Here is a 25,334-nt window from a genome sequence, read left to right on the forward strand (position 1 = left end):
CATGGCCGCCTTTGATATCTCGATCGCTGGAGAACTGAATCTCGACCTCGTCCTCTATGGCCTCAACGAGGACCTGGTCACGGAACGCGAGCTCCTCGCGTCCGACTTTACCTGCACGCTCGGCAGTTCCTCCTCGATCCTCGCCTACAACCTGGCGGTTCTAGGCGCGCGGGTTGCGTTTGTCACCAAGGTCGGCGAAGACGCCCTTGGCGGTCTTGCACTCGATCGCCTGCGTGAGACCACCATCGATCTCTCCCACGTCGTAAAGGCTCCCGCTGGCGAGCAGACCGGGGTGACGGTGCTGCTCGCGCATGGAGCGCGCCGCCGCATCCTCACCTATCCCGGCGTGATGGCCACCATGACGACCGACGAGATCGACGTCGACTATCTCTCCACCGCACGGCACTTCCATCTCTCTTCCCTGTTCCTGCAGCGCGGGCTATGGCCTGGGATCGCGGACCTCTTTCGCAGCCTCAAGAAGGCCGGCCTGACGCTCTCCCTCGATACCAACGACGACCCCGAAGATCGCTGGGATGGTCCCCTTCCCGACCTGCTCCCGTTGCTGGACATCCTGCTCCCCAACGACTCCGAAGCCTGCCGCATGACCGACTGCGACAACGTAGAGGAGGCGCTCGAGCGCCTCGCCGCGCAGGTGCCGCTGGTCGCGATCAAGTGCGGAAAGCGAGGTGCGCTCGTGGCTCGTGGTAAGGAGCGCTGGACCGTGCCCGCGCTCAGCGTGACTCCCGTCGACACCATCGGCGCCGGCGATAGCTTCAATGCTGGCTTCCTCTCCGGCTACCTCCAGGGTCTTCCTCCTGCCGTGTGTGCGGAGATGGGCAACGCCACAGCGGCGCTCTCTACCTTGCGTCCTGGAGGCACAGAAGCGTTTCGCGACACAGCTTTGCGCGAGGCGTTCCTCAGCGAACATCTTCCGTCTTTGGCCGTCAGGTAGAGCGCCGCGCGATTTATGATGCGAACGAGCCTATGAAGCCTCGCAAGACGAAATCGCAGCCTGGGGCGAATCCCATGCTCATCGAAGAGCGCCGCCAGCACGTACTGGCGCTGATACAGCGTGAGGGCCGCGTGCTTGTGTCGGAGCTCTCCGACGCGCTCGGCATCTCACGCATCACGATCCGCAAGGATCTGGATCACCTCGAAGCCCGCGGCCTGCTGCAGCGCACCCATGGCGGTGCCCTCTCCCCGCAGCCCGGCGCACTGGTGGACCCTTCCCTCAAAGAGAAGGAGAACCAGCGCCTCAAGGAGAAGCAGCGCATCGCTGAAGCCGCCGCGGCGATGGTGAAGGAGGGCCAGTGTGTGCTGCTGGACTCCGGCACCACCAGTACGGCTGTCGCGCGTGCCCTGCGCCGGTTCTCCTCGCTTACCGTCGTCACCAATGCGGTCAACATCGCAGGAGAACTCGCTGCGACCAACTTCGATGTCATCCTTACCGGTGGCACGCTGCGAAAGAACTCGTTCTCTCTCGTAGGACCGCTGGCCGAAGATCTGCTCAAGGAGATTCACGCCGACATCCTCTTCCTCGGGGTCGACGGTTTCGATCCCACCATCGGAGTCACGACACCGAACGTCCTCGAGGCCCGCGTGAACCGCGCCATGGTGCAGGCTGCCCGCCGCGTAGTCGCAGTGTGCGACTCAAGCAAGTTCTCTCACCGCAGCCTTGCGCTCATCGTCCCGCCCACATCGATCCACGCCGTCATCACCGACACCGAGATATCCCGGGAAGATGCCGAGACGCTGCGTAACTCAGGTGTCGAAGTCATCATGGTCTAGGCCGATTCAGGCACAGAGCACACGCTCGCCTTCGCGCACCGCTTGTCTTGCCGGAAAGCAGGCTTCGGCATAGGGCTCCAGCGCGCGCCGAATATGACGAAGCACGATCTCCATCGGTTCCGCGCGTAATGCGCCACGCCGCACCTCGTCATAGTCCAGCGGAAGCCATGTGCTGAGCAGCGTCTCAGGCAGCAGCATCGCAGCAAGGTTCGTCATCAAGCGGCTCACCGCGACCTCTGCCGCGGGTTCGTTCCAGTAGTACCGGATGCGATCGCTGTAGCTGTACCGACGCAGCAGCCTCTGTCGCAGGAAGTCTCCGGGATAGTGCCCTTGCCAGTTCTTCGGCGAGGCGAGCTCGACCTCCTCCATCACCTCCAGCAACCGCGAACGTTGCCCCGCTGCCACCAGCTCGTCCTCGATCGCCGCAAGCCCAAAGAGCGCCTCGCGCATCGCGAACGTAAGCGCCGGGCCAACCTTGAGGATCGCAAAGCCGTCCTGCACCAGCGCTGCATAGGCCGTGGGACGCTGATAGTCCGTCGAATGCGCCTCAAAGACCATGCCGCCGAACTCGGGCAGCAACTGTTTGAGACCCAGCGCCCGCTCAGGTTCGTAGCCCACCACGCTGTCATGGTTGAACTCCACGCCGGGCTGCACGACAAGCCCCACCACTCGCTCCCATGCTGCGTCCAGACCATGGCGATGAAAGACCCGGCGATGCACCTCCACTGTCTCCCGCGCGGCATCAGGATCGGTCACCGCAAGCTCTGCGAGGCTCTCCGTGGCGCCACCAGGCGTCGGAACCTCCGTCCCGATGATGTACACCGGGCGCTCCCGCAGGCCAGCGGCCTCTGCTGCAAGACACAACTGCGCGGCCCGCTCGGCGACCGTTGCGTTGCTCAGCGTCATAACGTCATCGGCGCACGCCATGCTCGCATCAAGATGAAGCTTGGTGAAGCCAGCCGCAGCATACTCCCGCACCATCTCTTCGGCGCGGATCATCGCCTCGTTGGCGGGGAGGTGACGCCATGGATTGGGTCCGAGGTGGTCGCCGCCAAGAATGATCCGATCAAGACCAAGCCCTTCCTCTTCTGCGATCCTGTGCACCAGCTCACGAAAATCGGCCGGGCGCATCCCCGTGTAGCCGCCCTCCTGGTTGACCTGGTTGCAGGTCGCCTCGACCAGCAACGGAGAGCCGTCCGCGATTGCCCGCTGCATCGACGCGCGCAGTACCATCGGATGGGCCGAACACACGGAATAGATCCCGCGAGAATGACCAGCTTTCTCCCTGTTTGCCAGAAGCTCCAGCAACTGCGTCGACATATTTCGCTTCCTTTCGCATTTATCGCTTTGACGAGACTATCGACACAATATTAGCTTAAGCGAAAGTAAACGAGCACCAGAATTGCCCTGCGACCCCAAGGAGGCCCAGCCATGTCCGAATCCCACCCCACCACCCCGCAAAAGGACATGTTCGTCGACCTGGTGAACGCTACGGCGCAGGTCGACCTTCCCATCAGCGACTTCCATCCCCGCTCCCAGCTGAAGGTGGTCGAGACTCAGATCGCGAAGCCGATCGTCCCTGCGATCGACTATCACAACCATCTCGATTCGACCGATCCCGAAGAGGTGCTCCGCATCATGGATGAGGTCGGCGTGGAGCACATCGTCAACATCACGATGCAGGTCGGCGAGCAGGCGCATGCGCAGATGAAGCGCTTCCGCGAGGCCTCCGCAAAGCGCTTCTCCACGATCGGTTGGATGGACTGGAACGGCCATGAGCGCGCCGACTTTGTCGCCGTCACGCGCGACCGGTTGCGAGCGCTGGTCGATCATGGCGCGGTGGGCATCAAATTCTGGAAGGACTTCGGGCTCGTGCTGCGCGACGCAAATGGCGCACTGCTTCGCATCGATGACGAGCGCTTCGCTCCGATCTTCGAGGAGTGCGGCAGCCTTGGCCTGCCGGTGATGTTTCACACCGCCGACCCCAGCGCATTCTTCGAACCGATCGATGCGCACAACGAGCGCTACGAGGAGCTCGCAGCCCATCCGGACTGGGGCTTCAGCAGCTCACCCATCGGCAAGCGCGACCTTCTTGAAGCCCGAAATCGCGTCATCGCCCGGCACCCTGAGATCACCTTCGTAGGGGCGCACTGCGCTGAGAGCGGCGAGGACCTTGCATACCTCGCGCAACAGATGGACGCGCTACCCAACCTGATGCTCGACATCAGCGCGCGCACGCCGGAGCTTGGCCGGCAGCCCTATTCGGCGCGCGCTTTTCTGATCAAGTATGCAGACCGAATCCTCTTCGGCACCGACCTTCTGCCCGAAGTGGAGATGTACCGTCTGTACTATCGCTTCCTCGAGACTGCGGACGAGTACTTCGATTATCCGTCGCATGCCTCGCGACAGGGACGCTGGAATATCTACGGTGTCCACCTGCCCGAGGACGTGCTGCGGAAGATCTATCGCGACAATGCATTGAAGCTGCTGCCCAACCTGCGATAGAGGCTGATCAGCGCAGCGCGCGCGGAATCTGGCAGCCTGCGACCCTGCATCGACGCGCCTCCGCCTCGATTACGAACCGACGTGACCCCGGGCAGGTTCTTCTCGGAAGTCGCGTTCTGAGTCCGAAACCGGCGCAGATGCGTCATACTGTAATCGTCGTGACCCGCAAACGTTCCAATCCGAATACCACGCCACGCGTGTCTCAGCCTCTTGGCCTGAGGAAGTGGCTTGGCGTTCTTGCGGTGTTCCTGGGCCTCATGGTCCAGACGGCCCATACGCACAGTCACCGCGGTGATCTCGGCGGCCTGACGCATGGCAAGGGGCACGCGGTTGCTGCGGCGTCCCAGTCCAACTCTGATCTTTGCCCGCTCTGCGTGGCAATGCACTCGGCCACACCTGCGATCACCGCAGGCATGCCGGAACCACAGGAAACGACCTCTGCTCTCATCCCCGCAGAGTACGGGCGTTTCGTCAGCAGGCCCCCGGCCTACTGGCACTTCAGCAGACCCCCGCCTACCTTCACCCGATAGCGACAGTCAGCCGTTCAGCCGCGTTCGCGGTTGCACGCTTTGCGACTCCCTGCACTCCGTGCAGGCGAGCGTCTTTGTCTCTTCGTCTTACAGGGGGTCTCTGTGCACTCTACGCCTTCAGTGCGTTCTCTTTTCCATATCCTGGTGGCGGTCGCAATCGCGGTCTTCGCCGCAGGATTCGCGTTCGGCCAAACCAATTCCAGCGTTGTCAAAGGCAACGTCGTAGATCCCACCGGAGCCCGGCTTCCCGACGCTACCGTACAGCTGGTGAATCCCTCCAGCGGTTTCACGCGGCTCACAACGACCAACGCAAACGGCGACTTCGCCTTCTACAACATCCCCTTCGACTCCTACACGCTGACCGCCACGGCGCATGGATTCGGACGCAACCGCACCCTGGTCGATGTCGTCTCCAGCGTGCCGGTGAGCACGATCCTGCGCCTCCAGGCAGCGACAGAGCAGAGCGTGGATGTCGAGACGAGCGCAGGACCGCTCTCCGAATCTTCGCCGACGTACCACACGGACGTCGACCGCTCCCTGATCGATCGCCTCCCCATTGAAAGCCCCTCAAGCGCGTTGAGTTCCATCGTCACCCTGGCATCGCCGGGAGTCGCCGCAGACTCCAACGGCCTCATGCATGGGCTTGGCGATCACAACGAAGACTCCTTCAGCGTTGACGGAGAGCCCATCTCCGATCAGCAGAGCAAGGTGTTCTCCAACCAGCTGCCTGCCGCCGCAGTGCAGTCCCTCCAGGTGATCGACGGTGCGCCTCCGGTCGAGTACGGTGACAAGACTTCGCTCGTCATCGCGGTGACCACACGCTCCGGGCAGGGCGTTGTGAAGCCGACGGGCAGTATCCGCTTCGGCTACGGCACCTTCGGCTCAAGCGACCTCGGCTTTGACTATGCCCAGGGCGGAGCCAACTGGGGCAACTTCATCGCTGCCGACGGACTGCAGACAGGCCGTTTCCTCGATGCTCCCGAGTTCGTCGTCTTCCACGACAAGGGCAACGAAGAGAACATCTTCGACCGTGTCGATTTCAACCTGAATCAGCATGACACCCTCCACGCCAACTTCCAGTACACGCACTCATGGTTCCAGACCCCCAACGACTACGAAAACATCGGTGTCGTCGATCAGTACGGCAACGCTCTGGGGAACACAGATCAACGCTCCAAGATCCAGACCGTCAACTTCTCGCCGACCTACACGCATGTAATCAGTCCGGATTCTGTGGTGAACTTCGGAGTCTACGTTCGGCACGATCTCTATAACTACTACCCCAGCAATAACCCGCTGGCCGACTACGCGCTGGACCAGCAGCAGGAGAGCGTCAGTCAGGCACGCTCCCTCACCAACGTCGGCGTGCGCACCGATTACTCCTATGTTCACGGCATTCACAACGTCAAGTTCGGTGGGAACTACCAGCAGACCTTCCTGCGCGAAAGCGACAACCTCGGCATCGTCGACGCAACATTGCTTGCAGGTCTTGGATGCCCTGACCCCACCAATTCGGCGTGCGGCATTCTCGCTCCGTATGACCTGACGGCGGGCGGCAGCTTCTATCACTGGAACGGACGGGCGGACGTCAAGCAGCTCGCACTCTACGGCGAGGACGCGATCACAGCAGGAAACTTCCAGGCCACCTTCGGCGTACGTGGCGACTTCTACAACGGCCTCACGATTCAGCGCCAGGCCGAGCCCCGCGCCGGTGTCTCCTACAACATCAGGAAGACCGGAACGGTTCTCCGCATCTCGTACGCCCGCACCCAGGAGACGCCGTTCAACGAAAACCTCGTTCTCTCCTCAACAGGTTGCGCAGACCCCGTGCTCTACAACATCTTCGCGACCCTTTCGGCGGGAAGCTGCGCTGCACAGGCTGTCACACCCTTCAACCCTGGCTTCCGTAACGAGTTCCATGCGGGCTTCACGCAGTCCGTCGGCAGACACTTCGTCGCAACGCTCGAATACATCACGAAGTACACCCACAACGCCTACGACTTCAGCGTCCTCGGCACCACACCGATCACCTTCCCCATCGAATGGCACAGCTCAAAGATCCCCGGCTACGCGATGAGCGCGGCACTCACTGACGTCAAGGGACTATCGGTGCGATTCAACGGTTCCTCCGTCTCGGCCCGATTCTTCAACCCACAGCTCGGAGGCGTTGGCGCAACTCCTAACATACCCGGCACCTACTACCCCTTCCGCATCGATCACGATGAGCACTTCAACGAGACGACGCACGTCGAGTACGCGATGCCCTTCCGCAAGAGCCTCTTCACCTCGTTCAACTGGCGCTACGACACGGGACTCGTTGCCGGTGCAGCGCCCTGCTACAACGTCACGGATCCGAACAGCGCCTGCGCCGGTACGTCCATCACGATCAACAATCAGCCATACGTTGACCTCAGCGGCCTCAGCCCCGACCAGCAGTTCCAGGCCGGCCTGGTGTGCAACGGAGTGAAAGCTACACCCACCTCAGGAACCGGCGGTCCTCTTGCCGGCAATCCCGAGGTCTGCCTCGCAACCCAGCTGACCTCGAAGCTGATTGTTATCCCCGCTCCCGGCACGGAAGACGACGACAAGAGCCCACAGCGCATCCAGCCGCGAACCGTCTTCGACCTGGCATTGGGTGACAGCAACATCGTTCATTTTGGCGAAAACGAACGCTACAGGTTCAGCGCCAGCATGACCGCAATCAACCTCGCCAACAAGTACGCGCTGTACAACTTCCTCTCCACCTTCTCTGGCACACACTACCTCACACCGCGAACCATCACGGCAGAAGTGGCCTTCCACTTCTGATCTGTCGGGATTGGCCTCTGCCCAGCGCTCGAAGCCCTCGAGCGCTGGGTACACCAGTTACAGAAGTTCCAGGCATGATCACGGAGTCGAACATGGGACTGCGAACAGTACGTTCCGCCGCGCGTATGCCTGCGTCGGGACCGCGGATGTGGAAGGCATTCCTGAGAACCCGCACCGGGCGAGAGTTGCTCCGCGCCGGAGCGATCCCGCGCCCGCACAACAACGCAGGACTGAGACTTCTCGCGTCTCCGGATCTGCGTCTGAGGCTATTGGCTCTTGTCTTGCTGGCTGTGCTGGCAATGGCTCTCGGAGCCTGGCTGGGAGAAGCAAGCAGCCATGATCGCTGGCTCGACGATGAGCCCACGCGTTCTGCCATGTAAGCTCGTCACTTGGCGCGAGTCTTCCATAGCCAGGTCAGCAGTTTGATCGGCTCGAGGAGATACCGCCGCCAAAGCCGGCGCGGCTCGGTGACCAGCCGGAACGCCCACTCCAGCCCGATCGGCCCCAGCCACCTCGGTGGCGTCGGGATTGCCCCTGCAATGTAATCCATCAAAGCCCCGCAATGAAGGATGACATCTGCATCCAAAGCGTCCTGATTATCGAAGATCCAGAGCTCCTGCGTCGGCATACCCATGCCCACAAAGATCAGGTTCGGCCTGAAATCATTGATCTTGCGAATGACTTCGAGGTTTTCGCTGCTTCCCTGCTGTCTATCGAAATAGCCATGGTGGCCTGCGATTTTCAGATCAGGATGTTGCTCTTTTAGCAGCGAGATACCGCGTTGCAATACCTCATCCCTGGCGCCGAGATAGAACACGCGCCAATCATGCTCAAGGATGTGAGGAATGAGGGCCGGAAACAAATCCATGTAGCCAATGCGGTGCTCTGTGCGAAAGGGAAGGCCAAGAAGGCGTCCTACCGCAATGAGAGACGTACCGTCAGCATGCGTATATGCCGCCTGGTCAAAGAACTGTCGAACGCGCGGATCCTCGCTGCAGATATACACGCTGTGCAGGTTTTGATTCGCGAGGACGATCTTCCTCTTTGCGCCAATGGCGCTCTTCAGAACACACAAGATATCAGTGAAAGCGAGCGCGTTCAGCCAGATCCCCAGCAATCGGTATTTGGGAAAGACTGGAAGTGGGCTTTCGCTCGGCATTAAAGACAGTTCGCTCCCCTATTCTGGCCCCATTATAGGTGCTCGATAGCGCCAACCGTCATCGAGCTCGATTTTGCAACAGTCCTTAACATTACTAGAGACACCGACTTCCGGTGAGCCTCCACAACTCCTATGCGCGAGCACAGGCCGCACGGAGGCAGAACGCCGCGAGTCCGGATCCTATCCGCACAAACAATACGAGGCCTGGATGTCGAACCCATCAACAATAAGTTTGCATCGCAGGATCGCTTCAACCGCCGCGCCCATAAGGCGATCCTCGCACGGTTGCCCTCACGCACTTTTCGGCACGATGCTGGCCGGACTCGGCGCATCCGAGGCATACGTCTCGTACAAACCCTCGGTTGAAACCTCATGCTGCAATCGGTCCACAATCTGGGAGATGGTCCGCGTCAGTCGCATCAGGGCCTGCTCGCGTTCCGTGAATTTGATGTCCTGGCCACGTTGGGCAGCCTCGAGATGCTCCAGCACTTCGACAGGAATCTCCGGCTCGTGGTGTCGGGTCGTTACCTGCTCCTGAAGATCATCCGCCACGGCGTTGAAGATTCTCGCGCAGCCCGCTCGGACTTCGTTCTCAAGCTTCGCGAAGGTCCGGCCTTGCGACTCCAGATCACCGAAGACCCGGAACTGCAGCAGCGGCAACTCGATCACATAGAAGCTGCGCAGCGATGCCTGCCAGCGCCGGATACGGTCTCGCGCCGCCATGTCCCCCTCCCGAATAGCCCCCGTTTCGAAAGGCACGGCATCCATCTGCGCGTTCACCTCCCCAAAGCGGCGATAGATCTCCTGCCTCAATCGCCGCACCTTGACGATGCTCGCGGGATCATCCGCTCTCGGAGTCGATGAGACGAGTTCGGCAAGCTGCCTCAGGTTGATCACGAAGATACGCACCATCTCGTCGGCAGCCGAGCTTGGGAACAGCCTCTCAAAGACAAGCCACATCATCGTAATTCCGAGAAACACGCCCAGCACGCGATCGCGCGCAACGCTGAGGCTTGTTTGAATCGTGAATTCGCTCAAGTGCACGATGTAGAACGCAAAGGCGAACTGGACCCCTGCATACGACAGCCTGGAGCTCGAGGTAGCAAGCCACGCGGCAACTCCCGTGGCCGACGCAAACAGCAGTGCAAAGCCAGTGATCGAATCGATATACGGAAGCACGAAGATCTGCGCTCCCATCCCCGCAACCACGCCACCAAGCAGGAAGCCCGCAACACGCAGAATTTGCTTCTGCCGCGATGACCCGATGGTCGTGAGAGCCGTCAGTACGCACGTCGTCACAGAAGTCGAAAGCCCCGGCCAGTCCAGCGCCACATACAGGACGTAGCACAGCATCGCGGCCAGCGTGCCGCCCAGGACGTAGCGCAGGTGCTCCGGATTGGTAAACGCATCGGGAATGAAGATCCGATTCGTGTCCGGCGCGTCTTCAATCAGGCTCAGCGACGGATCCGGAGTCGTGTCCTTGCTGAACAGCGTCGGCATCAGCGACACCATCGATTCGATCTCCGACAGCAGCGGCGTACCCGCTGTCGGAGATGGCTCAAGGCCGCTATCGCAAGGCGAGCCCTTCGTCTTGATGCACGAACGCATCTCGGCGATCGTCCGCTGCAGGCGCAGGAGCCGCTGCTCATCCTGCTCTGGCAACCGCTGATAGCTGCTCGCCAGGGCTGCGGCAAAGTCCACAGAGCGGCCCACCAATGACACCAGGGCGCTCATCCGCGCGCGAAATTCCGCAGAGTAGTTGCCGCGGGATACGTGGCGGCGAAGCGTGCCAACACCCACAAATCCGTACTGCGCGAGCCCGTTCTTCGTGGTGACGGAGATGTCCTTGCCCGTCGCATAGCAGGCAACAAGGTCTTCGATCAGTTTGAGGCGGATGTCCAGCCCGTCGATCAGGTCATCCCCCTTGCGCAGGGCGTAGTAGATGACCTCAACGCCCACCGTGACCAGCACTCCGATCAACGTCGCGTCCACCAGCCACAACGTCAACTCGACGTTGCGCTCCGCCGGTCCCGGCAGATACCAGATGCCGATAACGTTGGCGACCACCAGAGCAAACGCCGTTGCGACGCCATATTGCACCAGGCACCGCAACATGAAGAAGACGATAAAGAGGCTGCACGCGACCCACAGAAAGTGCGTCTCGGGAGGGGATGCCAGCAGCCGCGCGCCCACGGGAATGAACAACGCCCCGATGACGAACGCGAGCATCATGAAAGCCGCGGATCGCGCGGTTGCGACCAGATTTTCTCGCGAAAGCACGAACGCCGAAAGCGCTCCCACCACTCCACCGGGAATGCGGAAGGTCACGATGAGGATCATCGTGAGCGTCGCCGAGATCACGATCCGCGCGACGACAGCGCCACGTCCCGGATAAGGCGTCAGCTCCTGCTTGAGGAACTCACGAAGCCACTCGCCCAGCCCCTCGGAACGGGACTCGATGCCATGACTTCCTATCGGTCCCTTCTGGGCTTCGCCCGGCATCGCTACTTGCCCTTCTCGGAGTTCTCGGAAGCCTCGCCACGAATCACCACCACCGCCGACTCGCCCAGCCGGAACAGCTCTGACGCGGGAGAATCGATTCGCACCCGCACCGGGAATCGCGATGCAAGGTGGACCCAGTTCAACGTCCGCTGCACATCCGGCAACCCCGGAGATGTGATCTTGCCGATCAGGTCAGTATCCGGAGTCACGCCAAAGCCCACACTGTCCACCACGCCGGAGAAACGTACATTCGGCCGCGACAGCACATACACATCGGCCTTCATTCCCTGCTGGATGTGATGCAGCTGCGTCTCGCGGAAGTTCGCGATCACCCACCATACGCGGGTGTCGATCAGCGTGAAGACATGCTGTCCCGCCGTCGCGTACGCTCCCTGCGAGATCGTCAGGTTCGTCACGCGCGCATCGAAAGGCGCCACCACATGGGTGTTGTCGAAGTTGTACTGCGCCGTATCGATGGCCGCCTGCCGGCCCATCAACTGTCCTTCAAGCGGATCCAGCGTCGTCACGTTGTGCGATGCCTGCTGCACCTGCTGCTGGCTCTGCGACACGATGGCCTGCGCCTGCTTGTACTGAGCCTGCGCTGCCTGCAGACCGGCCTGAGCCAGGGCCAGCTGTGATCGCGACTGGTTCGCAGCCTGCGACCTGGAAACCTGCAACGTACGCGCCTGGTCCACCTGATCGACCGTCACAAACTGCTTCGCCAGCAGCGGCTCCAGGCGGTGCAGATTGTTGGTCGCGTAGTCCAGCTCAGCGTTGGCGCGATCCACGGCGGCAGTCGCATTCGCCACATCGGCTCTTGCCTGATCGACCGCTGCTCCCGCTCGCGAGACACTCGCGTCGGAGCTCAGAACCGTCGCTCGAGCTACATCCACCGCGCTTGCCTTGCCTGCAATGATGCGCCGCTCATCGCCAATCTGACCGGTCAACGTCTCCTGGTCGGATTTCGCGCGAGCCAGCGCATACGCGTACGGCCGCGAGTCGATGTCGAAGAGCGGATCACCCTGCTTCACCAGCTGATTGTCCGCGACATACAGCTTCGTTACCGGACCATTCACCAGTGGCGCCATGCCAATGTAGTTGGCGAAGACCTCAGCGTCGTCGGTGCGCGGGTGATCTGTAATCTCGCGGATGACGAACATCCCGACCACGGCCGTACACACCAGCGTCGCGACGCTGATGATGCGGCCCGCTACAACGGGCCCTTTGCTTGTTGGATCAGACGGCATGGGTTCCCCCCGAAACTACGAAACGCATCAGCGAAAGAAGCTGAGCCAAAGAACACACGCAAACAGCAGCGCGAAACACGGATACACCACCACGGGCACGAGGATATGACTATCGATTCCGAGGCGCACAAACAGGCGCTGCACCAGCGCTGCCAGCACGATCCCGATAAAGATGCAGACCAGCCATGACGGAAAGAATGACCCGAGGATGTCGAAGGTGGGCGCTCGGCCGCAGCCTGCCAACGCCAGGCACATCGTAGCGGCCAGCAGGGTCAGCGGACGTTGGAAGCGGTTCACGGTTTCAGTTACTCCCTTCCCCAGGTGAGAACACTTTGCGGAAAACTTCGTCATGGCGTTGGCGTCCAGTGTTGCGTCGCAACCATATCTCCTGTGCGGAATGCCACATTCGTTACCTGCAGCAACAGCTGCGTCCTCGCAGCAATATCCTGCGAACGCGCCGCAGCCAATGTCTTCTGCGCGGAGACGACATCCAGCAAATTGCGCACACCGTAGCCGTACGATTCATGCGCAGCTTCATACGACTGCTGCGAAGCCGTGAGAAAGGACGCCGCAGCCTGCTGCTGACGCAGCGCCGTCCGCATGTTTGAATACGCCGCCCATACTTCGTTGGCGATGCGATCGCGCAACGTATCGATCTCCGCCTGCGTCGTCTTCTTGTCGGCCTTCGCCTTGGCAATACGGTACTCGCGGCGAGCTCCATCGAAGAGCGTCCACTTCAGCTCAAGCTCAGCCGTCCACACCTCGCCCACCGCATAGTGGCCGTTGTACAGATTTGTTTGCCCATATGCCCGCGCCTCACCTCCATCGCCCTTGAAGCTCAGCTCCGGAAAGTAGGTCGATCTCGCCTGTTTGATCGCCGCGTCATCGGCACGAATTCGCGCAAGCTGTTGCAGCAGGTCGGGCCGCTGCCTGAAGGCCCGCTGCATGTCCTCATCCACGGACGCAGCCATCTGCGAAGGCAGCTTCAGCTCGTCGATACCCTGCACCTTGAACTCGGCATCCGGCTCACCGCCCACAACCGTCGCGAGATCGCCGCGTGCAATCTCCACCGCGCCTTCGGCCGACTGCAGATCGTACTCCGCCTGCGCCCGTGCTGCGGTCGCCTCCAACTCGTCAGGCTTGGTCGCAAGTCCGTTGGCGAGTCGCGCCGTCGCATCATCTTCGACGGCCTTCGCGTTCGCAAGATTGGCTTGCGCGGCCTCCATCTGCCCCTGCGCATTCAACAGGCGGTAGTAGGACGAGGCCACCTCGTCGATCACCTTGCGATGCGTGTCGTTGAAGTGAAGATCCGCAGCCAGCAACTCGGCCTTCGCGGCATCGATCTCTCCGCTGCGTCCACCCACATCGAACACCAGATACTCCACCTCGAGCACCGGCTCGAAGACGCCCTCCGTCTGGCGGTTGAAGTACTCCCCCACCAACGCCGCCTGGCGAAGAGAGATAGCCAGCGCCACCGCGGAGATCGTCGGATAGAGCGCACTTCGTGCGATCCCCAGACCGGCAGCTCGAGCCTTCGCTTGCTGCCATGCCACCCGTGTCTCAGGGTTGTGCAGCTGCGCCACGTCGATGAGGTCGGCCAGCGTGTAGATCTTTGCAACGTCCAGCTGCGCGGCCTCGGGCGCCTTTGCCTGAGCGCCCTGCTGCAGCGATTGCACTCCCCGCGGCTGGAAGATGGAACTCGAGCTTGCTGGTACCCCCTGCGCCCTGACACTTCCCGAGCACGCGGACATCACCAACGCCGCCAGTAGGAGGCGGCGAACATCTAGGCTGCGCTTTGAAGTAGACCCATCCATGAAATCGAGCAAGACCGATGTCTCATACTTAGTGGAAACGTCTGCGGCTCCAGCGAGTCTGGAGCTCCAGGCTGCTGGGAACACTGCAGATACGCCACCGGTACACCAAGTCTATACGACAGAACCTGACCCCGACACCGCTTGAACGATGAGCGAACATCCATCCGATTGGGTCTTGCCCTCGCTCGCGTACTGGCCCATCAAGCATCAGCCAAATCGATCCCACAGGAAAATGGCCATCAAGCATCGCTGCTCGATGGCCACCACGAAGGCTACGCCTGCCCTTGACCTACTGCACCGGATGATCTGGGTGCAGGTACTTGTTCAGGAAGACATAGATCTCGTGCCGTGATTCCAAGGCCAGCGGCGTGTCGATGCGATTGAAGTAGTGCCCTCCGGGCGCGTCCTTGTAGATCTTGTAGTCGAACTGCTTCTTCTCGAACGTCAGCGCCTGGATCAGGTGCTCGACCTCGAGGAAGTTCACGTCCTCATCGTTGGTGTTGGTGTGGATCAGCAGCGGCGTATCCAGCTCCTTCGCATGGTTCACCGGTGAGCGCTTGCGGTACTCCTCGATGTCGTCATGCACGTCCACGCCCAGGTGATACGGCGCCGAGTAGATCTGCCGGTAGCCTTCGTTCTCATACCCCATACGCGCAACAAGATCGCTCACCGGAACGCCTGCATACGCCACGGCGTAGTCATGCGGATGCGCGAAGATGTTCATCAGTGTGATCAAACCGCCGTGGCTCCAGCCTACGATGCCCACGCGCTTCGGATCGAGGAAGCTGTACTTCGCGAGCATCCACTGCATGCCGCGGTAGACGTCGTCCACCTCGAGCCCACCGTAGTCGATCTCCTGGTAATAGCCGCCACCATACCCTGTCGATCCGCGGTAGTCCGTCGCCACAATCGTGTAGCCCTGCAGCAGCAGCTCACGCACCTGGTGCGCATCGATCGTCGTATCCAGCGACTGGTGCACGCCCTGGTGCACATACACAATCAGCGGCTGCTTCTTCGTCTTGTCCAGGTTCTTCGGGATGAACGTATAGACGTGAATGATCAGCGGGTTCGTCGCGCCCGGAGCCTTCTTGTTCTTCACATGGGCATTGGGCGCGCCGCCGTACTCGCTCTTGTCGATGTCGGCGATGTCGCCGATCTTCTGGTACCACATCAGGTCATCCATGCGCTTCAGCAGGATGTCGTCTCCGCCCCCGCCATTGCCTCCGGCAGGTGCGGCTGCAGCGGCGCGGGCGGGAGCAGCAGCAGCCTGTGCGCCGCCTCCACCACCCTGCGCAAGCGCGGTGGACGCCGCGAGACCCAGCAGCGCGGCAAAGGCAACAACGGTGGGCAGCTTCGACGGAAAGACGGCGAGACGGCGCAAGGCAAGCTCCTTGAAATTGAATAAACCCGGGGGGAATTGACCTCACTGTATCGCAGGTTGGCCCACGTTCCCAAGCGAATCCCCGCGAATCGCAAAGATCGAAAATCGCGCCGCCGGGCTGCGGAAACTTTGCACCCCGCTGCTTCGTCTGTACGATCAACCCATTCATTCTCATCACCCGCGATATCGCCCCAATAGGAGATTTCCGTGCTGGCTCGCCGACGTTCTTCCCTTTCCGTCGTCACTGCGCTGGGCCTGGCTGCCCTTGCGCTGACGCCCCTTATGTACGCGCAGAAGCCGCGTACCATCACGACCCCGAAGCAGCAGTTCGGCCATGACATCGGTGACGACTACCAGCTGGTGAACTACACGCAGGAGTCCGAGTACCTGCAGAAGCTCGCCAAGGAGTCCGACCGCATGAAGCTGGTCGACATCGGCCTCACCGCCGAGGGCCGTCATCAGTACATGGCGATCATCTCCTCGCCCGAGAACATCGCCAAGCTCGATCACTATCGCGAGATCAACCAGAAGCTCGTGCTTGCCAAGGGACTCACCGACGATCAGGCCAAGGCGCTCGCCGAAGAAGGCCGAGCTATCGTCTGGATCGACGGCGGACTCCACGCCTCCGAGACCGTCGGCGCGCAACAGCTCGTCGAGACGATCTACGAGCTCAACTCCAAGACCGATCCCGAGACGATGCGCTTTCTCCACGACGACATCGCTCTCTGCACCTTCGTCAACCCCGACGGCATGGAGCTGGTCTCCAACTGGTACATGCGCAACGCCGATCCCACCAAGCGCGAGATGAACGTCCCGCGCCTGTGGCAGAAGTACATCGGCCACGACGATAACCGCGATTTCTACATCAGCAACCAGGCCGAGACCACCAACGTCAATCGCATCCTGGCGCGCGTCTGGTTCCCGGAGATCGTCTACAACCATCACCAGGCAGGCCCCGCCGGCACCGTCATCTTCATGCCGCCCTTCCGCGACCCCAACAGCTACTTCTACGATCCGCTGATCCCGCTCGGGATCGAGGCCGTCGGAACCGCGATGCACCAGCGCCTCGTCGAGGAAGGCAAGTTCGGCTCGACCTCCCGTACCGGAGCTCCCTACTCCACCTGGTTCAACGGCTCGCTCCGCACCGTCTCCTACTTCCACAACCAGATCGGCCTGCTCACCGAGATCATCGGCAACCCGACTCCCGAGCCGCTGCCGCTTCTGCCCTCCGAACAGCTTCCCAAAAACGACCTCGTCGCTCCCATCAAGCCGCAGATGTGGCACTACGCCACTTCGATCGCCTATGAGCAGACCAACAACCGCGCGGTGCTCGACTACGCATCCCGCGAGCGCACGCATCTGCTCTACAACATCTATCTGATGGGCAAGGACTCCATCCAGAACGGCAGCGAGGACCACTGGACCGTCACCCCCAAGCGCATCACCGCGCTCGAAGAGACGGCCGAGAAGGAAGGCGCGCACGTAGCCCGTGGCGGCGTCCTCTCGCCCGACGCCATGAACGCCCTCGGGCCCCGGACGCAGGGCGTCCCCGCCGAACTCTACGACAAGGTCCTCCACGACCCGAAGATGAAGGACGCCCGCGCCTACGTCATCTCCGCGGATCAGCCTGACTTCCCCACCGCCACCAAGTTCGTCGACTCCCTGATGAAGACTGGCGTCGAGATCCAGCAGGCTACCGCTCCCTTCTCCGTCGAAGGCAAGCAGTATCCCGCCGGCTCTTACGTTGTCTTCACCGCGCAGGCGTTCCGCCCGCAGGTGCTCGACATGTTCGAGCCCCAGGACCACCCCAACGACTTCGCCTACCCCGGTGGCCCGCCCAACCGGCCTTATGACACCACCGGCTGGACGCTTGCCTTCCAGATGGGCGTGCACTTCGACCGCTACACCGAAGCCGTGACCGGCCCCTTCGCCGTCATCAAGGAAGACCTCGCCAAGCCGCTCCCCGGCAAGATCCTCGGCCCGACCGGCACACCCGCCGGCTACCTCGTCGACCACGAGTACAACGACTCCTACACGCTGACCAACCGCCTCCTCAAGGCCGGCCAGCCCGTCTACTGGCTCAAGGACACCGCCGCCGTCGAGGGTAAGACCCTTCCCGCCGGTGCGCTTTGGCTTCCGTACTCGGCTGAGACCGCCAAGACCCTGGAGACTGCCACCAAGACCCTCGGCATCAGCGCCTACGCTGTCGCCAAGGCTCCCGCTGGCGCCGCCATCCAGGTCCATCCCGTCCGCATCGGCCTCGTCGATACCTACGGCGGCTCGATGCCCTCCGGCTGGATCCGCTGGCTCTTCGACCAGTTCGAGTTCCCCTACACCGTCGTCTACTCTCAGGAGCTCGACGCCGGCAACCTGAACGCGAAGTACGATGTCCTGCTCTTCGCCGACGGCATCATCCGCAACCCCAGCGCACGTGGCGGCATGGGCTTCTTTGGCCGCGCTCCCAAGCCTGAGGACATCCCCGCAGAGTTCCGTCCCTGGCTCGGCTCGATCACCCCAGCCAAGACCTTCCCCCAGCTCCAGGCCTTTGCCGACAACGGCGGAACCCTGCTCACCATCGGCAGCTCCACCGCGCTCGCATCGTTCCTCAAGCTCCCGGTCGTCAACGCTCCCATGGAGATGGTCAAAGGCGAGCTGAAGGCCGTGCCGCCGGATCGGTTCTATATCCCCGGTTCGCTGCTGAAGGCCCACGTCGACACCAAGGACCCCATCGCCTACGGCGTGGCCCCCAACGTCATCGTGGACTTCGACAACAGCCCCTCGTTTACCCTCGATCCGAACGCTGCCCTCACCGGCGTGCACGCGATCGCCTGGTATGACGATGCCAACCTCCTGGCCAGCGGCTGGGCCTGGGGTCAGGGCTACATCGACCACACCACCGCTATCGCAGAGGCTCCTCTCGGCAAGGGCAAGATTGTCCTCTATGGCCCCGAGGTCACCTTCCGCGGTCAACCCCACGCTACCTTCAAGTTCCTCTTCAACGGCGTGCTCTCGGGCGCGGCCAGCGAGTCGAGCCTGCAGTAGCCACCGGTCCTGACTCATAGCTCAGGACCCGTAACCCACAACTCGTTCACATTCTTTCAGGCCGTTGCGCTGCATCTCCCTTACCGGAGTTCCAGCGCAACGGCCTTTTTCTTCCACGCTGTACACTGGCCCCGGACATGGCAGCACGCCTCATCGTCAACGCCGACGACTTCGGTCTCACCCACGGCATCAACCGCGCCGTCGCCGAGCTGCACGAGGCAGGAGCCCTCACCTCCGCGACCCTGATGGCCTCAGGCCCCGCCTTCGACGATGCCGTCGCCATCGCCCACGCTCACCCTTCACTCGGCGTCGGCTGCCACGTCGTCCTCACCGATGGCATGCCCGTCTGCCATGCGGAGACCATCCCCTCGCTGATGGGCGCGGACGGCAAGACCTTCCGCAGCTCCCTGCTGGAGTTCATCGCCGCCACCCTCGCCGGCCACATCAACCCCGACGACGTCATCCGCGAAGGCCTCGCCCAGGTGCAGAGGCTGCAGCGCGCGGGCATCGACGTCACCCACCTCGATACCCACAAGCACACGCACATGCTGCCCGCCATCGCGCAGCCCCTGCTCTACGTCGCCGAACGCGCCGGCATCGGCGCCATCCGCAGCCCCTTTGAGCAGAGCTGGTCTTCCGGCGCAGGCCGGCCCGAGCCGATCCGCCGCCTCGAAGTCCTGCTCTGCGACAAGCTGCTCGCGCCACGCTTCCGCTCGCTGCCGCAGATTCGCCACAACGCCGTCCAGACCACCGACGGCACCCTCGGCATCTCCGCCACCGGTCGCCTCAATCGCGACACCCTCGCCGCCCTGCTGCAGCGTCTTCCCGAGGACGGCATCTTCGAGCTCGTCTGCCATCCCGGCTACAACGACCGCGACCTCGACGCCGTCCGCACCCGCCTTCGCGTCAGCCGCGAGATCGAACGGCAAGCCCTGCTCGACTGCATCCCGTCCCTCGGCCCGCAGCTCACCCACTACGGTAACCTCGGCAACCTCGGTCTCCTCCGCGAGCTCGGCCAGCACCAACCCGCCACCGGCCACGAGCGCCTGACGTAACCGTCCGCCTGTACGATCTGGCATCTGGCGTCTGGAAAACTCGTAACTGAACTCCCATATCCACCCTCCGCATCTCGCCTTTAGCATCTAGCCTCTCGTATCTAGCATCTGCTACGTAGCCCTATGAAGATCGGCATCACCTGCTACCCCACCTACGGAGGCTCCGGCGTCGTCGCCACGGAGCTTGGCATCGAGCTCGCCGCGCGCGGGCACGAGATCCACTTCATCACCTACTCGCAGCCCTTCCGCCTCAACGGCCGCGACGCCAACATCCGTTATCACGAGGTGCCGGTCTCCAACTACCCGCTCTTCGAATTCCCTCCCTACGATCTCGCGCTCGCCACCCGCATGGCCGAGGTCGCCGAGCTCTATGAGCTCGACCTGCTGCACGTGCACTACGCCATCCCGCACTCGGTCTCCGCGCTCCTCGCGCGCCAGATGCTCGCCAGCCGCGGCATCAAGCTGCCCTTCATCACTACCCTGCACGGCACCGACATCACGCTCGTAGGCCTCGACCGCTCCTACCTCGCCATCACCAAGTTCGGCATCGAGGAGTCCGACGGCGTTACCTCCATCTCCCAGGACCTCGCCGAGCGCACCCGCGAGTCCTTCGCCATCACCAAACACATCGAGGTCATCCGCAACTTCGTCAACTGCGATCTCTACCACCGCGACGAAGAGCTGGTCGCGAAGACCCGCCCCCGCTTCGCCGATCCCAGCGAGCCGCTGCTGGTGCATCTCTCCAACTTCCGCCCCGTCAAGCGCGTCCTCGACGTCGTGGAGGTCTTCGCCCGCATCGCCAGGGAAGTTCCCGCCCGCATCCTGCTCATCGGGGACGGCCCTGACCGCTCCGCCGCCGAGTTTCTCGCGCACCGCCTCGGCGTCAGCGACCGCGTCCACTTCCTTGGCAAACAGGAGAACGTCAACGAGCTGCTCGCGCTCGCCGACCTCATGCTCATGCCCAGCCAGATGGAGTCCTTCGGCCTCGCCGCGCTCGAAGCCATGGCCTGCCGCGTCCCTGCCATCGGCACCCGCGTTGGCGGAGTGCCCGAACTCATCGACGACGGGTCGTCGCCGTCCGGCTCCAACGGCGGCGTCGCCAACGGCTTGCTCTTCGAGGTCGGCGACGTCGAAGGCATGGCCGCCGCCGGCATCGCTCTGCTGCAGGACCCCGAGCGCCTCAACGCCATGGCCACCGCCGCCCGCCGCACCGCCCAGGCCCGCTTCTGCGCCAGCCGCATCATCCCTCTTTACGAGGACTACTACGAGCGCGTCGTACGCGGCGAAGGCTAGCCTCCTTGGGCTGAAGCGCATCTTTGAGGGCCAACGGCCCGTTCCATACCAGCCCTGGATGAAGCCCTGGGTGAGGGGTGATGGAGAGCCCGAGGGTGATGGCCCGACATAAGTCCTCCACGGAGTTCAGGTTGCCGGGGCCACGAAGTCCCCATCCGCTTCCGGACGGAAGTCGCCACGGCTCCTCCCACAACCATCCAGGCAACCCCGGGTTCTAGTAACGGGGCGGATGCCCGCCTCCAGATGCGATCCGCACGCCGCCAACTGCACCGTACCCTCTTACAAGGGTGTTTTGCGCCCAGACGATTTGCTCCGGAGGCACTCGTGAAGCCATCCTTCGTTCCCGCGGCCGTTCTCTTCTGCGTACTTCCAGCGTGTGCCGTGCCCATGCTGAGTCAGTCCACCGGCACCTCCCACCCCGAGCAGCTGGACGACCCGATCACAGCCCAGGCTGCGACGCCGCAGTACACGCCCGCGGCTAAGCCCTCGCCCGATATCCCGTTGACGCAGTCCCAGAACTACCCCAACGGCGAGGTGCAGAACTACCAGCCCGCGCCCTCGGACGATCACTACGTCAAGCCGCATCGCGGCTCCAGCAGCTCGAGCTACGCTCCCGCACCCGCCTATTCGGCTACCTCCGGTGCTTCCGGCTACGCCGCGAGCAGCGCAACGACACCTGTTCGCCAGCCCGTATCTTCCTTACCGTTGAATGAACAGCTCGCCGATCGTCCCCCGAGCTCCTCCAACTACGATCGCTCCAACGATCCCCAGTTCGCGAACCGTGATTTTGCGAGCCACGATGATGTCTACCGGCCCTATAACCCCACCGGCGCCGTGCATCACGACAACCTCGAAGTCACCGACGATCCGACCAGCGGCGTCGTCATGGATACGGCCACCTCGCCCAACCAGATCCCTCAGTCCACCCTGCTGCGCGCTCGCCTTGTGACCTCGCTCTCGACGCAGACCACCAAGGCCGGCGACCACTTCACCGCGACCCTCGCAGGCGACGTCGTCCGCAATGGCCGGGTCCTTCTGCCTTATGGAAGCACCCTGCATGGCCGCGTGACCGCGGCGCACAGCGGTCATGGCATCCGTACCGCCGCGGCCCTTCGCCTCGAGACAACATCGATCTCCCTGCCCGATGGCACCACCTATCCGCTCATGGCAGAGGTCGTCGATGTACATAACGTCCCGCACGCCCACGTGACATCCGAAGGCACCATCAAGGACAACGCCATGACCAGGGGCGAGGCCGCGATGCTGGGTGGCACCACCGGTGGGGGCGCCATCGCCGGGGCCCTGGTGGGTGGCGGCGTAGGAGCAGTCGTGGGCGCCGCCGTCGGTGCTGGCGTAGGCACAGTCTTCTATCTCCGCCGCGACCGCGAACAGTCACTCCCTGCGCGCAGCGAGCTTACCTTTGCGATGGACACTCCCCTCGACCTGAACGTTGCAGCCCGCGCGTCCAACTACTAACGCTATGCTCTGGCATCAAGAAAGAAGCGAGGCCTCGTGGCCTCGCTTCTTTCTTGTCCGTTCCTGTCCGCCTGCATAAGAGGAGGGCTAGGCGCGCACCTGTGCCAGCAGCCGCTTCCAGTTCTTCTGGTTCTTCTTGAAGCTCTTCTTCAGGTCCTCCAGAATTCGCTGGAAGTCCGGATGCTCCGCCATACCGCGCCACGCTGGATTCTTGCTGAACCAGGGATAGTTCTCGTTGCCGAGGTAGATCGCCCGCCGCAGCCAGTGCAGCGCTTCGCTCTCGTCGCCTTCCACCGCGAAGTACGTTGCCAGCCGGTAGCCCATCTCGCTGTCGGCTTCAGCCGCAGCCAGCGTGTCTTCGGTGATGAACTCCAGCGCACGCTTTCTCTCGCCCAGCTGCACGTAGCACATCGCGATCGTCGGGAAGACGATGCGCAGCGTCTGGTCGTCCTCGATCACCTTCTCCAGCGTCTCGACCGCCTTTGCGAGATTCCCTTCGCGCATCTGCTGATAGCCTCGCGAGATGCGCAGCAGCGGCTGCCGCGGCTCCAGCGTCAGCCCCTTCTCAATCTCATCCGCCGCCAGCTCCAGCTGGTTCTGGTACTGGTACACCCGTGCTCGGTGGTTGTAGATGTTCGGAGCGTTCGACGGGTTCAACCGCAGCGACTGGCTGAACTGGTCCAGCGCCTCTTCGTACATGCCGTCGATCCGCAACGTCAGCGCCGCCACAAAGTGCACATTCCAGTCGTTGCCCGCCTCCTGCAGAAGACGCTCGACGCCATGGCGCGCGCTCTCCTTCTCACCGCGGCTCAACAGCATGTACACGCGATAGAGGTTCGCTTCCACCGAGCCCGGATCGAACTCCAGCGCCTTGTCGAAGGCGCGTCTGGCCTCAAGCACATACATCTGCCCGCCCAGGCCGTGACGCGCATACTGCAGCTGCGTAATCCCCAGGCCCGCCCATGCAGGCGAATACTCGGGATCGCGCTTCACCACGTCTTCGAAGATCTGCCGCGCGTGGTCCAGCTCTTCCCGGTTGCCGGTCCGCGTCATGAACGACGACAGCAGCGCGCGCGCCTGCAGGTAGTCCTCGGAGATATCCACGCTCAGCGAGCTCCGCCGCTGCTCGCCCATACCTCCGCCGAGGCCACCGGGGATCAACGTACCGCCACGCAGATCGGCATACACCTCGTCCGAGATCTCCTTCTGCACTGCGATCAGGTCGAACGAAGCCACGTTGATCGACCCACCCGTGCGGACGTTGTTTCCCTTCACGTCGACCATCTGCCAGTTCAGGTCGAAGCCCTTTTCTGATTTCAGGAAGCTCCCCGACAGCACAAAATCCACCAGCAGCTTCCGGCCGATGCTCAAAGGATCGAGCTGCTTGCTGTTGAGGTTCATCAGCGTGCTGGAAGGACGGACCACCAGCTGCGGCACCTTGGCCAGCCGTGCCCCCAGGGCGTCGGCCAGGGCAAAGCCATAGAACGGCGTCTCTTCGCTTCCGCCAAGATTCATAAACGGAAGCACCACCAGCGTCTGCGCCCCGGAGCTCTCCTCGCTGGGCGTATCCAGAAACCGCTCCGCCAGCATCGAGAGAATCCCGGTCGTCCGCTTCTCTTCTTCTGGAGTCTCGAGATCCAGCCGCTGCTGCGCCGGCATCGAGATCGCGCCTTCGCCCGGCATCACCATCGCATCGAAGTGCAGCGACTTGAGGATCGTCTTCAATCCCTCGCGCACCTCGACCGCCGAGGCGTACCGCTCCGAAGGCTGCTTTGCCAGGCAGCGCAGAATCACGCTCTCCAGCCCCGTGGGAAGATCCGGCACGATGTCCTGCAGCGGTGGCGGCTCCGCATACTGGATCGCCCGGATCGACTGCAGCTCCTGCGCATCCGGCCGGTGGAACGGGTGCCGCCCGCTAACCATCTCGTAGAGGATCAGCCCCAGCGCGAAGATGTCGCTCTGCACGCTCGACTGCCCCGTAACAAACTGCTCGGGAGCCATGTAGGCGATCGTCCCGCCCCGCGCCGTGTAGGTCGCGCCCGGGGGAATCACCATCGGTTGCCCGCCCAGAGCCGGATCGAAGTCGTAGGAGACCTCGTCGGCCGGCTCGAGCTTCTCGCGCTTGAGCTGCCGGGCCAGACCGAAGTCCAGAATCTTGATCAGCCCACCGTCGGTCAGCATGACGTTGGCCGGCTTCAGATCGCGGTGGAAGATCGCCAGCCCGTGCGCCGCGGCCAGACCGTCCGCAATCTGCATCCCGCTGGACAGCACCAGTTGCAGGTTAGCCGGGCCCTCTGCGATCACCTTATCCAGGCTTCTGCCCGGAACGTACTGCATGACGATGTAGGCTTCGTTGCTGCCATCGTCGGCGTTGGTCTCGCCAACCTCGTAGATCGAGCACACATTCGGGTGGTCGATCGCACTCGCCAGCCGCGCTTCCCGCAGCTGCGTCGTCCGAACCTGCTCCGGCGTCTGTTGTCCGCGCTTGAGTAGCTTGAGCACGACCGGGCGCTGCAGCAGGGTGTCATTGGCAAGAAACACCACACCGCTGCCGCCAGAACCAATCTTGCGCAGAATCTCGTACTGCTTGATTACGCGGCGTTTCATCTTCCCCATTATCTCAAGCGGAGGCTGCAGATTTCTCTGCACGCCCTGTGAAACGTGAACCTTCTGCCGCATGGCGGCGGAATTATATCCCCATACGACATCCAGCCGTTCCCTGTTGACAGGAAAG

17 protein-coding genes are annotated in these 25,334 nt (G+C 62.4%); 9 read left to right on the top strand and 8 right to left on the bottom strand.

Annotated features, from left to right (window positions below):
* Position 1: 1 nt before the first annotated feature.
* On the top strand, positions 2 to 952 hold the full coding sequence (locus C4S68_RS04910) for a carbohydrate kinase family protein (RefSeq protein ID WP_103931836.1): 951 nt from the start codon (positions 2 to 4) through the stop codon (positions 950 to 952).
* A gap of 32 nt (positions 953 to 984) precedes the next feature.
* Positions 985 to 1,788, top strand: coding sequence for a transcriptional repressor AgaR (gene agaR / locus C4S68_RS04915; RefSeq protein WP_235011356.1), 804 nt, complete (start codon positions 985 to 987; stop codon positions 1,786 to 1,788).
* A gap of 6 nt (positions 1,789 to 1,794) precedes the next feature.
* Here the strand turns inward: agaR and C4S68_RS04920 are convergent, their stop codons facing one another.
* Positions 1,795 to 3,108, bottom strand: coding sequence for a D-tagatose-bisphosphate aldolase, class II, non-catalytic subunit (locus C4S68_RS04920; protein ID WP_103931837.1), 1,314 nt, complete (start codon positions 3,106 to 3,108; stop codon positions 1,795 to 1,797).
* Positions 3,109 to 3,219: 111 nt separating this feature from the next.
* Between C4S68_RS04920 and C4S68_RS04925 the strand changes: the two genes are divergently transcribed.
* The 3 genes from C4S68_RS04925 (at position 3,220) to C4S68_RS04935 (ending at position 7,631) form a co-directional block, all read left to right on the top strand.
* Complete coding sequence (locus tag C4S68_RS04925; protein WP_103931838.1) at positions 3,220 to 4,293, top strand: amidohydrolase family protein; 1,074 nt, start codon at positions 3,220 to 3,222, stop codon at positions 4,291 to 4,293.
* A 137-nt stretch (positions 4,294 to 4,430) separates the two neighbouring features.
* Positions 4,431 to 4,823 carry a DUF2946 family protein gene (locus C4S68_RS04930; RefSeq protein WP_103931839.1) on the top strand — a complete coding sequence of 131 codons (393 nt, stop codon included), beginning with the start codon at positions 4,431 to 4,433 and terminating at the stop codon, positions 4,821 to 4,823.
* A gap of 144 nt (positions 4,824 to 4,967) precedes the next feature.
* Positions 4,968 to 7,631, top strand: a complete 2,664-nt coding sequence (locus C4S68_RS04935; RefSeq protein WP_235011357.1) for a TonB-dependent receptor — start codon at positions 4,968 to 4,970, stop codon at positions 7,629 to 7,631.
* 385 nt (positions 7,632 to 8,016) lie between these two features.
* Here the strand turns inward: C4S68_RS04935 and C4S68_RS04940 are convergent, their stop codons facing one another.
* The 6 genes from C4S68_RS04940 to C4S68_RS04965 all read right to left on the bottom strand — a co-directional run bounded on the left by C4S68_RS04940 (position 8,017) and on the right by C4S68_RS04965 (position 15,734).
* Positions 8,017 to 8,790: a WecB/TagA/CpsF family glycosyltransferase gene (locus C4S68_RS04940; RefSeq protein ID WP_103931841.1), complete on the bottom strand. Its 774-nt coding sequence runs from the start codon at positions 8,788 to 8,790 to the stop codon at positions 8,017 to 8,019.
* 291 nt (positions 8,791 to 9,081) lie between these two features.
* Entirely contained in the window at positions 9,082 to 11,292 is a 2,211-nt protein-coding gene (locus tag C4S68_RS04945; protein WP_103931842.1) for an FUSC family protein, read from the bottom strand.
* A gap of 2 nt (positions 11,293 to 11,294) precedes the next feature.
* The gene (locus tag C4S68_RS04950) at positions 11,295 to 12,539 is read right to left on the bottom strand and encodes an efflux RND transporter periplasmic adaptor subunit (protein ID WP_103931843.1); all 1,245 of its coding nucleotides are present in this window, start codon (positions 12,537 to 12,539) and stop codon (positions 11,295 to 11,297) included.
* A 27-nt stretch (positions 12,540 to 12,566) separates the two neighbouring features.
* A complete protein-coding gene (locus C4S68_RS04955) occupies positions 12,567 to 12,836 on the bottom strand; it encodes a YtcA family lipoprotein (protein ID WP_235011358.1) in 270 nt (89 codons plus the stop codon).
* A 50-nt stretch (positions 12,837 to 12,886) separates the two neighbouring features.
* A complete protein-coding gene (locus C4S68_RS04960; protein WP_235011359.1) occupies positions 12,887 to 14,215 on the bottom strand; it encodes a TolC family protein in 1,329 nt (442 codons plus the stop codon).
* 427 nt (positions 14,216 to 14,642) lie between these two features.
* Entirely contained in the window at positions 14,643 to 15,734 is a 1,092-nt protein-coding gene (locus C4S68_RS04965) for an alpha/beta hydrolase family protein (protein ID WP_200821470.1), read from the bottom strand.
* 207 nt (positions 15,735 to 15,941) lie between these two features.
* Here C4S68_RS04965 and C4S68_RS04970 point away from each other — a divergent pair, with 207 nt between their 5' ends.
* From C4S68_RS04970 to C4S68_RS22875, 4 genes are all read left to right on the top strand, one after another.
* Positions 15,942 to 18,776, top strand: a complete 2,835-nt coding sequence (locus tag C4S68_RS04970; RefSeq protein ID WP_235011360.1) for a M14 family metallopeptidase — start codon at positions 15,942 to 15,944, stop codon at positions 18,774 to 18,776.
* A 137-nt stretch (positions 18,777 to 18,913) separates the two neighbouring features.
* Positions 18,914 to 19,831 (top strand): ChbG/HpnK family deacetylase, encoded by a 918-nt coding sequence (locus tag C4S68_RS04975; RefSeq protein ID WP_103931845.1) that lies wholly within the window; start codon positions 18,914 to 18,916, stop codon positions 19,829 to 19,831.
* A 123-nt stretch (positions 19,832 to 19,954) separates the two neighbouring features.
* The gene (gene bshA / locus C4S68_RS04980; RefSeq protein ID WP_103931846.1) at positions 19,955 to 21,124 is read left to right on the top strand and encodes an N-acetyl-alpha-D-glucosaminyl L-malate synthase BshA; all 1,170 of its coding nucleotides are present in this window, start codon (positions 19,955 to 19,957) and stop codon (positions 21,122 to 21,124) included.
* 324 nt (positions 21,125 to 21,448) lie between these two features.
* Positions 21,449 to 22,600 (top strand): TrbI/VirB10 family protein, encoded by a 1,152-nt coding sequence (locus C4S68_RS22875; RefSeq protein ID WP_146072013.1) that lies wholly within the window; start codon positions 21,449 to 21,451, stop codon positions 22,598 to 22,600.
* Positions 22,601 to 22,687: 87 nt separating this feature from the next.
* Here the strand turns inward: C4S68_RS22875 and C4S68_RS04995 are convergent, their stop codons facing one another.
* A complete protein-coding gene (locus C4S68_RS04995) occupies positions 22,688 to 25,207 on the bottom strand; it encodes a serine/threonine-protein kinase (protein WP_103932199.1) in 2,520 nt (839 codons plus the stop codon).
* Between the last annotated feature and the right edge of the window lie 127 nt (positions 25,208 to 25,334).

Origin of the sequence: Bryocella elongata, from assembly GCF_900108185.1 — a bacterium.
Classification (GTDB): Bacteria; Acidobacteriota; Terriglobia; order Terriglobales; family Acidobacteriaceae; genus Granulicella; species Granulicella elongata.